Genomic DNA, 12,137 nt, shown 5'->3' on the forward strand with positions numbered 1-12,137 from the left:
AGGACCAGGGGCACAAGCATTTCTTCGGGCAGGAGGCCGCCGTGCATGCCCTTGAGCGCATGCACATTCGGTTCGCCGGCGTAGGTAATGGCGCCTCGGCCGCAAGCAATCGCAACGTAGTCACCGGCGCGCGCCCGGGCCAGGGGCGAGAGGATGGCCGGCCCGTACAACTGCAGCGCCTCCGCTTCATCGAGCGAGAGGAGGACGAAGGCATCGCCGAAGCGCTCGCGGAATGCGGCCTGAAAGCGCCCACGCTGGCCCGGCCTCACATGGAAGCTCGGCAGCCGGGGTTCGCCCGCGGGTGGCCAGACGCGCAGCATCGACTCGAGCTCGTCGCCGTCTCTCAAGACGTGTTTATCCGCCTCCGGCACGCTCACCTGCCCGTGGTCAGCGCTGACGACGATGCGGACATCATCGCCGGCGGCCGCCCTGAGGCGCTCGAGCTCGCGGTCCAGCGCCAGGACCTGCTGCCACGCCTCGTCTGATTCAGCGCCGTGCTCGTGCCCGGCGGCGTCGACCTCGGGGAAGTACAGATAGCTGTACGTCTCACCCGCGGAGGCGTGGATGAAGGCGGAGACAGCATTGATGGCGTGCTCGAGGCGGGCATAGCCGGCGGCTTTGCGGCCGCCGTGGACGTAGCGGGTGTAGACGCTATCGGCGATCTGGCGCGGCTGGAAGGCGCGGTACTCGCGCCTGTAGAGCCGCGCGAGCACGGAGGTGGGGAAGACCGTCTCCGGCTTGAGGCCGCAGAGGGTCAGGTCGCGGCGGCTAGAGCGGTCAGAAAAGGGCAGAAGGACGGCGGTGAGCCCGCCCTCCGGCAGGTAGGTGAACCAGGTCAGCGCCGCGTGTGCCGCGGGCCAGACGCCGGTAGCGAGCGAGGTCAGGGCGGGCGCCGTCGAAGAGGGGAAGACGGCCCGAAGCTCGAGAGCAAGGTTGCGGCGCAGGAAGGCGCCGGGCGGGAGCCTTTCGACCAGGCTCATCCCGAGGCCGTCGGCGAGGACGAAGACGAGGTGGCGTGGAGCGCCGATAAGTGAGACGAGCGCTTCGACGCCCCGCTCGTCGCGGAAGCGCGGCGCGCCGGCGATGACGGCCAGGGCGCGGGCAAGGTCGATGGTGTTGGGCGCGCCGGCCTCGGGCCGCACCAGGGCGCCGGTCTCGAAGAGCCCCAGGAGGCGGTCGACGCCGGGGCCCATCAGTCCGGGAGGGTAGAGTTGCTCGCGTCCATGATGAGACTGTCGATCGCCGCCAGTGGTCAGCCGATTATCTCCTCGACCCTGGCGCGGATCTCGGGGAACGCTGCGGGTGCGATGGCGTCGGCCCCGGCGAACGTGGCCACGCTCTTGTAGCCATCTGGAGAGGGGGCGGTGAAGACGTGGATCTCGGAGTGGGGGATGTCGACGAGCCAGCATTCCGGCACTCCGGCCCGTGCATACAGCGGCATTTTGGTCAACTGCTCGTAGCTGGACGAACTATCGGCAACCTCGACTAGCAGGATCACGTCCTCCGGGCCGGGCTCCCTGTCGCGGTAGAAGTCCTCCCGGAACTTCAGAAGCGTCACGTCCGGCTGAGGCTTGGAGCGCGGCGAGATGACGACAGGGTTCTGGACGTGCAGGATCGCTCTCCGGGCGGCGGCGAGTGGTGAGAAGAGCGTCGTCAGTCGGTTGACGGTGTTGTAGTGCCGGCTGCCGATTGGCGCCATGTTCACTATGTCCCCTTCGATCAGCTCAACCCGAGCGTCCCTGAAGAAGCCGATCTCAGCCAGCCGGTTGTATTCGTCGACTGTGAACTTGTACGTAGCGGCGTGAGCTACCATGGCGCCTTTATTCTAAGTCCCTATCCGGGGTGCCTGAGGAGCCACCACTCGAGGGCGTCGGAGAGCGCCAGCCAGGAAGCCTCGATGATGTCGGTGCTGGCGCCGACGGTCTGCCAGGTGTGGTCTTCGTCGCTGCACTCGATCAGGACGCGCACGGAGGCGCCGGTCCCGCTGCCGGAGTCGATGATGCGGACTTTGTAGTCCACCAGTCGCACCTCGGAGATCCGGGGGAAGAACTCGCCCAGCGCCTTGCGCACGGCGGCGTCCAGGGCGTTCACGGGTCCGTTTCCGTCTGCCGCCGTCTGCACGATCTGGTCCTCGTTCCCCGGCCCGCGGCCGTAGACACGGACCTTGACCATCGCCTCTGCCTGCATCTCGGTGCGGCCGCTGCCGCCGTTCAGGTGCCGCCGGCGCTCGACGATCCAGAAGTCGTCGAGGTCGAACGGGGGGTGGTAACCGGGTAGCGTCCGGCGGACCAGGAGCTCGAGCGAGGCGTCCGCGCCCTCGTACTGGTAGCCGGCGGCCTCCTTCTCCTTGACGAGCTCGGCGATACGCCGGGCGTCGTCACGCGTCAAGGGAAAGTCGATCCCCAGTTCCGCCACTTTGTCCAGCAGGCCGCGGCTACCCCCTAGCTCCGAGACCAGCAGCCGGCGCTCGTTCCCCACGAGGGCCGGGTCGATGTGCTGGTAAGCGCTCTCGACCTTGATGACGCCGTCCGTGTGGTAGCCGGCCTTGTGGGCGAAGGCGCTTGCCCCGACGTACGACTGCGGCTGCCACGGCGCCATGTTCGCGACCTCGCTTACGAAGTGCGAGACCTCCGTCAGCTTCGCGAGCTGCTCGGGCGTAACGACCTTGCGGTCCATCTTGAGGACGAGGCCGGCGATGATGCTGCACATGTTGGCGTTACCGCAGCGCTCGCCGTAGCCGTTGATGCAGGCCTGGACTTGCTCGACGCCGTACTCGACGGCAAGGAGGCTGTTCGCCACCGCGACGTCGGCGTCGTTGTGGCAATGGATCCCGAGAGAGACGCCGGGCAGGGACTTCTGCGCGACCTCTATGGCGCGCACCAGGGCCGTCGGCAGGGTGCCGCCGTTGGTGTCGCAGAGGACCAGGCCGTCGGCGCCGGCCTGAGCCGCGGCCCGCAGGCAGGCGAGCGCGTAGGCCTGGTCGGAGGCAAAGCCGTCGAAGAAGTGCTCGGCGTCGAAAAAGACCAGCTTGCCTTTGGCCTTCAAGAAGCGCACGGAGTCGGCGATCATCGAGAGGTTCTCTTCGGGGCTGGTCTCGAGGACGCGCTTCACGTGGATGTCGCTGGCCTTGCCGACGATTGTCACGGCCTCGGTGCCGGCGGCGACGAGCGCGTTCAGCGTGGGGTCGTTCGCGGCCTCGCCGCCGGCGCGGCGGGTCGAGCCGAAGGCGACGAGCTTGGCCCGGAGGCGCAGGTCCGGCGCGCGCTGAAAGAACTCGACGTCCTTCGGGTTCGCGCCCGGCCAGCCTCCTTCGATGAAGTGCACGCCGAGCTCGTCAAGCTTCTTGGCAATCCGCAGCTTGTCTTCGACGGAGAGCGAGATGCCCTCCATCTGGGCGCCGTCACGCAGGGTGGTGTCGTATAGCTGTACGGGCATTGTTGGGGACCTCCGGTCGTCGCGCCGCGAGGAACTGCGGCGCGGACGTTACTGGCGCCGTGGTGCTAGGCAGCGCCAATCGCCCGCCCCGTTGATACGGGGCGTGGCATGACCTCCGGAGGGTATTTCGGACGCATTTCCATAAGAGTACCAGCCATATTAGTTCATCGGAAGGAGTGCCTCAGTCGTGAAGCGAAGGAAGCCGTTCCGGTGACCATGAGCTGGCGCGCGGGCAGGCCCCCTTAACCTTTTCCAAGCGCCCCGGCTGGTACAATCGCTGGCTGACAAGTGGAAAGCTAGAAGGCGAGTAACAGATGGCGAAGGTGCATTTTGGCGTTACGGTGCCGCAGATCCGCCGGACCTGGCAGGAAGCAAAGGCGGCCGCTACGGAATTCGAGGCCCTCGGTTTCGACTCGATCTGGGTGAACGACCACCTCTACGGGCCGCAGGGACCGCAGATGGCGATCCTGGAAGCGTGGTCGATGGTCGCGGCCCTGGCCGCGATCACATCCCGGGTGGAGATTGGCACGCTGGTCACGCCTGCCGGGATGCGGAACCCGGCGCAGCTTGGCAAGGTCATCGCTACGGTGGACAACATCGCCGGGGGCCGCGTGATCCCGGGCCTTGGCGCTGGCTGGATGGCGCGCGAGTTCACGGACTTCGGCATGCCCTTCCTGCCGACGCCACAACGCCTCGGCCAGCTGCGGGAGACCGTCCAACTGCTGCGCAAGATGTGGGACCCGGAACAGCAGGGCGTCACCTTCGAGGGAAAGTACGTGCAGGCCCACAACGTCTTCTGCGAGCCGAAGCCGCCGCGGCGGCCGCCGATCCTGATCGGCGGCTCGGGCGAGCAGGTGACGATGAAGATTGCCGCGCGCTACGCCGACATCTGGAACAACCTGGCGGGCCACCAGCACCGCCTGGAGCACAAGGTGCAGGTGCTGCGCGACCACTGCAAGGCCGTCGGCCGCGACCCGAGCGAGATCGTGATCTCCCAGCAGTGCCTCGTCACGCTCGCGCCCAGCGAGGCAGAGGCGGAGCCGATGACGCAGCGGGCCAAGCAGCTGTTCGGCGGGCACATGGGTGACCCCACGGGACCGCTGGCGCTGACGGGCACGGCCGAGCGAGTCCGCGAGCAGATCCAGAAGCACGTTGACCTGGGCTGCACCATGTTCGTCATGGAGTTCTTCGGGCGTGACACGCGCGAGCCGGCGCGGCTTTTCGCCGAGACCGTAATGCCCCACTTCCGTTAGCATGCGTTAGCGACAAGCTCGCTGCGCTTGGAGAGGGGTGGCGTTTGGCAGACAAGAGGGCGCTGATTACCGGGATTACGGGCCAGGACGGGTCCTATCTTGCCGAGCTCTTGCTCGGGAAGGGCTACGAGGTGCACGGCATCGTACGGCGCTCTAGCACGACGACCCGCGAGCGCATCGAGCACCTGCACCGGCTCGTAGAGGCCAGACAGAGCGCCCTGCGCCTGCACTACGCGGACATGCTCGACACCGGATCGCTGGTGAAGGTGGTCGAGCAGGTGCAACCCGACGAGGTGTACAACCTCGCGGCGCAGTCGCACGTCCGCATCAGCTTCGACGTGCCCGAGTTGACCTATGAGGTCACCGGTATGGGCGCCTTCCGCATGCTGGAGGCCGTGCGGCGCGCGGCGCCGGAAGCGCGCGTCTACCAGGCGGGCTCTTCCGAGATGTTTGGCAGCGCCGGCGGCGACTACCAGGACGAGTCGACGCCTTTCCGCCCACGCAGCCCGTATGGCATCGCCAAGGTGTTCGCCCACCATACGGCCGTGCACTACCGCGAGGCGTACGGCCTGTTCGTAGCGAACGGCATCATGTTCAACCACGAATCCCCCCGGCGGGGCGAGAACTTCGTCACGCGCAAGGTGGCGCGCGCCGCGGCACGCATCTCCAGAGGCCTCGAGAAGGAGCTGCGCCTGGGAGCTCTCGATGCGCGGCGCGACTGGGGTTACGCGCCGGAGTACGTGGAAGCCATGTGGCTCATGCTTCAGCAGGAGCGACCGGACGACTATGTCATCGCCACTGGCGAGGCCCACACGGTCGAGGAGTTCGTGGCCGCCGCCTTCGAAGTCGTCGGCCTCGACTGGCGCTATTTCGTCGTCCATGACGCCCAGTACGACAGGCCGACCGAGGTGCACTTCCTCCGCGGCAACGCGGCGAAGGCGAGGCGCGAGCTGGGCTGGGCGCCACGGACCACCTTCGCCGGCCTGGTCCGCCTGATGGTCCAGGCCGAACTGGACGCCCAGCCTCACTAGCAGGCCGGCCGCCGGCTCCCGACGCTTGGTGCCCGCGCTGCCTCCGCCAAAGGTCTGAGGCACGGACCCGTCTTGCGCTTCATGAAAGGCCGCGCGCAGCGCCCGAAACTGGCCTCAGAGCTACGAGGAGGGCGGAGATGGCGCTCGCAAGCTGGTATCGAGAAGACCCCTTGCCGGAACTACCCCGGCTCGACGGGCTGCAGATCGGGGTCGCGCGCGACTCCGGCGAACTGGCGCGCCTCGCCGGCCTCCCTGTCGAGGCGGTGGAGACGCGCTGGGAAGGCGGCCACACCGCCTACGTCGCGAGGTTGTTCGGGCGGCCGGTGGCGTACGGCTGGGTGGCGGGGCTCAGCGCCCGCATCGGCGAGCTGGACCTTGCCTTTCGCCTGGCGCCGGACGAGCGCTACCTCTGGGACTTCGAGACGGTGCGGCACTGCCGTGGCCGCGGGATCTATCCGAGGCTTCTGCAGGCGATCATCGAGGCGGAGGTGGACGCGAAAAAGTTCTGGATCATCCACGCTCCCGAGAACCTGCCCTCCGGTGTTGGCATCGAGCGGGCGGGCTTCACCGTCACCGCTGAGCTTTCCTTGCGCGCTAACGGCGAGCCCGGGCTGGTGCCGCTGGGGCCGGTCGACCGCGTCCTGGATGCCGCGGACCTCCTCGGCGTCCCCCTGGTGCGCTCGGGCGTCTCGCCGTGCTGGTCCTGCGGGCGCCGGAGCCATGCTTGCGGCTGCGGACCCGATGCCGAAGATGAGGCGGGCTGCGCCTGCTGGCTTCTGCCCGCTGCCGTCTGAAGTGTGAATTGCGTCACTCCCGGCGCGCTTTAACGGCGCTTTGCTGCGTTTCGCGGGCCAATTAGTGCCTGGTGTTATGGCGAAGTGCCGAAAAATAGCGTAAGGGTGACGTATATGAGCGCCATATATGTGGAAATGGCAAAGAGCGACTCTCTCCCGATCATGGCCGCCGCCGGCTGCCCGGCCGGAGCGGCCGTCCTGGCCGGGCTCCAAGTAACGCGCGTCTGCGGGCGCGAGCGGCTGGCGTTGCTGAGCGGTTCGTTCGAGAGGGTCGTCGCGGCTCGGAAGGCGTCAGGCCAGACTCCTTACGTCGCGATGCTGGACGAGGCGCCGATCGCATACGCCTGGGTGGCGCGGGGGATGGCCCACATTGGCCAGGCCGGCCTGAGCTTCCACGTCCCCCCAGGCGACGCCTACCTCTGCGAAGTCGTCGCCATCGATCCTCGCGGCGAGGACCTCGTGCCGGAAGTGCTGAAGGCCATCGTGCGGCGAGAAGGGGCGGTGCGGCTCTGGGCGGCAGCCGGGTGCTATCACGGGGCGACGGCGGCGCAGCTGGAAGCCGCCGGCTTCGAGCTTGCCGCCTCGCTCGAGGGCGCCGGCACCGCGCAGGCGCGCCTGCGCGCGGGCCCGCGGCGGGACCTGGCACAGGCGGCCGCCTGCTTCCTGCAACTCCGCCTGGCCGGCCACGCCAGGACGCCAGCCCGGGGCCGGCGGTCTACCGACGCCGCGCGGGCTGCCGCCCCCAGGCTCGTCGCCTGATGGGCTAGAGGATGTAGCGCCAACGAAGAGGCCTCCGCCAGGCGGAGGCCTCTGCTTTTTCGCGCGTCCTTAGCGGCGCGCGCCTGCGCGGGCGCGGCCGTTCGCCTTCGCGCCGTTAACGTGGGTATCGGCGCGCAGGCGGAACTCCGGCTCGAGGGCCTTGTGGGTATCGACGAGGCCGGTGTAGGCGATCTCGGTCGTGCCCGCCATCGCGGCGCCGAAGAAGCCCTGCTTGCGCATTTCGAGCGCCTTTTCCTGCGAGCGGCGCCGGGCCTCGTCCCAGGCCGGCCCCTCGAATACGTCGACCACGTTCCGGGTGAAGTGCCCGGTCGCGTTCATCGACATCGCCAGGCCGGATACGATGGGGTGACAGTAGGGGCCGTTGACGGCGGTGTTGATCGGCACCGGCAGCAGCGGCATGACATGGGAGCCACGCGCGTCGCCGGTGACGTAGTGAGTGATGAGGAACGGCTCCGTAACTTCCTCCGGCGCCGGGAAGATGCCCTGCGTGCGCACGATGGCGATCGGGTCGTCCTTGCCCGTGTACTTGCCGGCGATGTTGTGGAGGCGTGTGGCCGACACCGAGACGACCTGTTCGTCGGGCTTGTAGCGAGACCAGATGGACTCGATGGCGAAGCGGTCGGTGTTCTGGATTAGCGCCGCGACGTCCCAGACCCGCTCCGGCACGTCAAGCCGAATGAGGCGGTCCTCGCTCTTGCCCCGGGCGCTCTTGTAGTCCATGTCGATCAGGTCGAGCGTGAATCCCTTGTGCATCTTCGGGTTCAGGAGCAAGCCGCCGTCGTGCATGGGGTCGCAGAAGGCCAGGTACAGGGGCAGGTTGTAGGCGCCCGGGCCGCATTTGTCGGCGGCGAAGACCAGGAAGGCCTCGGCGGCGCGGTCAGGGCTCTTGGGGTCGCGTTCGAACTCGATCTCGGCCACGCCGGGCCCGGCGCCGCGGACGTTTCCGGAGGGAGCGTCCACCAGGAGGTCCTGGCCGGCGCCGTAGCAGCCCTCTTCTCGCGCGATTTCCGTGGCCGCCATGAAGCAGTCCCAGGCGAATTTGTGCACGGCGTTAGCGCCGGTGCCGTGGGTGTGCGACATGATCAGGGCGATGTCGTCGCCCGTGTACGTGACCATGCCGTCGATCAGGAGGTTGCCGATGGCGGCTTCCATCCGCTTGCGGACTTCGTCGAGCATGCGGTCCGTCGGCCGCGTGTGCCCGCCGATGCTGCCGACGTCGGCCTTTATGGCTGACAGGGTGACCTTCACGAGAGAGCCTCCTTGGAACTTAGCGGCGGATCATTCCGCCGCCGCCATGCAATGAAAAGCGGCACCCTACGGGTGCCGCCGGCCAACCAAGGTGGATGCCTGGGGGCGCTTGGACAGAGGACCTACGTCACTGCCGAAGCACATGCTCAACACCTGCCGAATCCTAAGATCGGGCCCAGATGCCGGTCAAGGCGCATTCGGACTATCAGTCCGGGCCGAAAACATAGCGATTGCATTTCGGCGCGATGCTGGCCGGGTCGCCAGAGCGGGAAAAGTGCGGCCGGGGCCTATCATGGAGTCTGGCACTGAGAAGGCGATGTCGAGGAGGACGCCGATGAACGACACCCGCGAACTCGTCCAGACCGCGCGCGCCCTGGTGGCGCCGGGCAAGGGGATCCTGGCCGCCGACGAGAGCTCCGGCACCATCAAGCGCCGCTTCGATGCCATCGGTGTCGAAAGTACGGCCGAGAGCAGGCGTGATTATCGGGAGCTGCTGTTCCGGACGCCCGGGGTGTCCGAGTTCATCAGCGGTGTCATCCTCTACGACGAGACCATTCGCCAGCAGGCCGCCGATGGCACGCCGCTCGTGAGCTTGTTGGAGGGCCAGGGCATCATCCCCGGGATCAAGGTCGATACGGGGACCAGGCCTCTCGCCTTCGCCCCGGGCGAGGTCGTCACCGAGGGTCTGGACGGGCTGCGCGAGCGTTTCGCCGAGTACAGAGCGCTTGGCGCGCGCTTCAGCAAGTGGCGGGCCGTGATCACCATCGGCCAGGGAATGCCCACGGACTACTGCATCCAGGTGAATGCCCATGCCCTCGCCCGGTACGCGGCTCTGAGCCAGGAGGCTGGCATCGTCCCCATCGTCGAGCCCGAAGTGCTGATGGACGGCGATCACAGCATCGACCGCTGCTTCGAGGTCACCCGTGCGACCCTGCGAGAGGTCTTCTGGGAGCTCGGCCGCCAGCGGGTCGCCCTGGAAGGGATGCTGCTGAAGCCGAACATGGTGCTCTCCGGCGCCGCGGCTCCGGAGCGGGCGCCGCCGGAGGAAGTCGCGCGGCGGACCATTGCCTGCTTCAAGGAAGTCGTGCCGGCGGCTGTGCCCGGCATCGTCTTCCTCTCCGGCGGCCAGTCGGACGAGGAAGCGACCGTGAACCTCGATGCGATCAACCGCCACGCGGCGGAAGTGGGCGCCCCATGGGAGCTGAGCTTCTCCTACGGCAGGGGGCTGCAGGCCGCACCCCAGAAGGCCTGGGCTGGCAAGCGTGAGAACGTCGAGGCAGCGCAGCGCGCCTTCTACCACCGGGCGAAGGTCACGGCCGCCGCCCGGCAGGGGCGCTACACGCCGGAGATGGAGCGAGAGGCGGCCGCGGCGCCGCTGGCGCAACCCTAGCGCATCAGCGTCCGCCGGGCGCGGTCCGGGTGGTCCCGGTAGCGAAGGTCGGTGATGTCGTCGATGCAGCGCTGGCGGTGCAAGAAGTAGAGGGCGGCCAGGACGGCGCCCGCGTCAGCGGCGAGAAACAGCAATACGGCGATCTCCGCGCTGGACAACGACCGGCCTCCATGCCAATCGCGCACGCTTCCTCATTAGGAAAACGCCGCACTTCCGGTCCTGTTGCAGCGACGGAGATTGACAGGCCTTCCCGCCGCGCGAATGATCAGCGCGCCTCGCCTGAGTAAGTCCTTTTCGAGGTGGCGCCGTGACGACGACCGAAGACCGTCTCTGCGAGTGGGATGCCCTGCCCAACCCCGACTACAACCTCTGGACCATTGGCAACTCTTCAGAAGTGGTGCCGGGCATCTCGACACCTTTCATTTCCACGACGGGCGCTCACTTCGAGGCCGAGTCGCTCCGGTTAGTGGTCGATCAGCTGGGCATAGCCGACCAGGTGCGGGTACACGATCCGCCCATCGGGAACTGGGCGGCGGTGATCGGCGGACGCTGGGCGCTGAACCTGGCGCTGTTCAACGCGATGCTCTCCACCTGGCAGGTAGAGGGCGCGTCCGGCGTGATGGAGCAGTTCATAACCTCCACGGAGGGGCGCGACATCTCGGCGGCCGCTGCCAGCGATCCCGCGCTGGCGCGGAGAGTCCTTGCCCGCGTCCGCCGGCTTCGCGGCCAACTGGAACGCGCCGTGGAGGGCGACCGCCTCTGGGTCGAGGAGGTGCGGGCCCGCGAGCGGGCGCGCGACTTCAGCAGGATGAGCCTGCGCCAGCTCTGGGACCACATCCTGCGGCTGCGCCGCGTGTGCTCGCGGCTGCTTGCCCGGCACCTCCACGTCTCGACAGCGGCCGGGGACTACGCCGACCGGCTGAACAAGTTCCTGGACGCCGCCCTGCCGGGGCATGACCCGGCGCTGGTGATCATCCTGACCAGCGCCCTTCGCGACGTCGAGAGCGCGGCGCCGGCCAAGGGCGCCTGGGATGTCGCGAAGCTGGTAGCCTCGCGGGAGCGCCTGGCGGCGGAGGTGCGGAAGCTATCCCCGCACGAGATCGCGGAGCGGCTGCGGTCGCCTTCGGACGACGACTGGGCCGCCTTCGCCGATAGCTTCGCGGCCTTCATCCAGCGCTTCGGGTTCCGGGGCATGGGGGAGGTTGACCCGGCGTTCGCGGACTGGGAGGAAGAGCCGGCATTCGCCTTGAGCACGATCAAGACCTTCCTGGACGCGCCGCCGGACAAGGACCCGTACGCGCGCGAGGCCGCGGCAGCCGCCTTCCGCGAGGCCACGGAGGCGCAGGTGCTGTCCGCCGTCCCGCGGGGGATGCGATCGCAATACCGCGAGCTCCTGGCCGGCGCGCAGAAATTCACCCGCCTGCGAGAGGCGTCGAAGGCGAACTGGGTGCGGGGCGACCGCACGCTGCGGCGGCCGACCCTCGAGATCGGGCGGCGGCTGGTCTCGGCCGGGCTGATCGAGGCCGCGGACGACGTCTTCTGGCTCGTGGAGTCCGAGGTGGCGGAGGCCATCAACGGGAGGCTCGCCCGCGAGCACTCCCTGTCGGTCGTCCCGCGGCGCAAGGCCGAGGCGAAGCGCCTTGCTGACGTCGACCTGCCCGAGGTCTTCGAGCTGCCGGTGAAGGCCGAGCGCAAGACGGGTGCTGCGGCGCAGGGAAACGTCTTGCGAGGCCTGCCAGTGAGCGCCGGCAAGGCCTCCGGCAGGGCGCGCATCGTGCTGAGCACCGAGTCAGCCTGCGAGGTGAAGATGGCGCCCGGGGAAGTGCTGGTTGCGCCCTTTACCGACGCCCCCTGGACGCCGCTCTTCGTCGCCGCGGCCGCGGTGGTGGTGGAGACGGGCGGCATCCTTTCGCACGCCGCGACGGTCGCGCGCGAGTACGGGATCCCGGCGGTCGTCGCCGTCAAGGACGCCACTTCCCTGATCCGCGAGGGTCAGCTCGTCACGGTCGATGGCATGACCGGCGAAGTGGTCCTGGGTTAGCCTGTAGCCTCTCGGCTTCGCCGAGCCCTCCCACGGTGAGGGCAGCAGCCCTGGCTGGACTCTGCCCTCGCCCCGCCTGATTGACACCAAAAGGGCGGCCGGCGAATGATCCTCAAAGCCCCGCCCGAGCCAGCGAATTCGTCCGCCGCTGCTTCTGAGCGGCCC

General features: G+C 68.2%; 11 protein-coding genes. 6 read left to right on the forward strand and 5 right to left on the reverse strand.

Features of this window, described 5'->3' with window-relative positions; all coding sequences use genetic code 11:
- From VNN10_14610 to cimA, 3 genes are all read right to left on the reverse strand, one after another.
- Window positions 1-1,193, reverse strand: a 1,193-nt coding sequence (locus VNN10_14610) for an alkaline phosphatase family protein (protein HXH23253.1), incomplete at its 3' end; no start/stop codon positions are given.
- 59 nt (window positions 1,194-1,252) lie between these two features.
- On the reverse strand, window positions 1,253-1,813 hold the full coding sequence (locus tag VNN10_14615; protein HXH23254.1) for a Uma2 family endonuclease: 561 nt from the start codon (window positions 1,811-1,813) through the stop codon (window positions 1,253-1,255).
- 20 nt (window positions 1,814-1,833) lie between these two features.
- Window positions 1,834-3,435, reverse strand: a complete 1,602-nt coding sequence (gene cimA / locus VNN10_14620; protein HXH23255.1) for a citramalate synthase — start codon at window positions 3,433-3,435, stop codon at window positions 1,834-1,836.
- A 314-nt stretch (window positions 3,436-3,749) separates the two neighbouring features.
- On the opposite strand from cimA, the gene VNN10_14625 reads away from it, so the two are divergent.
- From VNN10_14625 to VNN10_14640, 4 genes are all read left to right on the forward strand, one after another.
- Window positions 3,750-4,688, forward strand: coding sequence for a TIGR03560 family F420-dependent LLM class oxidoreductase (locus VNN10_14625; protein HXH23256.1), 939 nt, complete (start codon window positions 3,750-3,752; stop codon window positions 4,686-4,688).
- Window positions 4,689-4,732: 44 nt separating this feature from the next.
- On the forward strand, window positions 4,733-5,719 hold the full coding sequence (gmd, locus tag VNN10_14630) for a GDP-mannose 4,6-dehydratase (protein HXH23257.1): 987 nt from the start codon (window positions 4,733-4,735) through the stop codon (window positions 5,717-5,719).
- A 137-nt stretch (window positions 5,720-5,856) separates the two neighbouring features.
- Window positions 5,857-6,513: a hypothetical protein gene (locus VNN10_14635; protein ID HXH23258.1), complete on the forward strand. Its 657-nt coding sequence runs from the start codon at window positions 5,857-5,859 to the stop codon at window positions 6,511-6,513.
- 135 nt (window positions 6,514-6,648) lie between these two features.
- Window positions 6,649-7,272, forward strand: coding sequence for a hypothetical protein (locus VNN10_14640; GenBank protein HXH23259.1), 624 nt, complete (start codon window positions 6,649-6,651; stop codon window positions 7,270-7,272).
- 69 nt (window positions 7,273-7,341) lie between these two features.
- On the opposite strand, the gene VNN10_14645 is transcribed toward VNN10_14640, so the two are convergent.
- Window positions 7,342-8,541: a fructose 1,6-bisphosphatase gene (locus VNN10_14645; protein ID HXH23260.1), complete on the reverse strand. Its 1,200-nt coding sequence runs from the start codon at window positions 8,539-8,541 to the stop codon at window positions 7,342-7,344.
- A gap of 334 nt (window positions 8,542-8,875) precedes the next feature.
- Here VNN10_14645 and VNN10_14650 point away from each other — a divergent pair, with 334 nt between their 5' ends.
- Complete coding sequence (locus VNN10_14650; protein ID HXH23261.1) at window positions 8,876-9,931, forward strand: class I fructose-bisphosphate aldolase; 1,056 nt, start codon at window positions 8,876-8,878, stop codon at window positions 9,929-9,931.
- Here the strand turns inward: VNN10_14650 and VNN10_14655 are convergent.
- Window positions 9,928-10,089 carry a hypothetical protein gene (locus VNN10_14655; GenBank protein ID HXH23262.1) on the reverse strand — a complete coding sequence of 54 codons (162 nt, stop codon included), beginning with the start codon at window positions 10,087-10,089 and terminating at the stop codon, window positions 9,928-9,930. The genes VNN10_14650 and VNN10_14655 overlap by 4 nt on opposite strands.
- Window positions 10,090-10,238: 149 nt before the next feature.
- On the opposite strand from VNN10_14655, the gene VNN10_14660 reads away from it, so the two are divergent.
- The gene (locus tag VNN10_14660; protein ID HXH23263.1) at window positions 10,239-11,972 is read left to right on the forward strand and encodes a PEP-utilizing enzyme; all 1,734 of its coding nucleotides are present in this window, start codon (window positions 10,239-10,241) and stop codon (window positions 11,970-11,972) included.
- Window positions 11,973-12,137 lie beyond the last annotated feature (165 nt).

The organism is Dehalococcoidia bacterium (assembly GCA_035574915.1).
Classification (GTDB): domain Bacteria; phylum Chloroflexota; class Dehalococcoidia; order DSTF01; family WHTK01; genus DATLYJ01.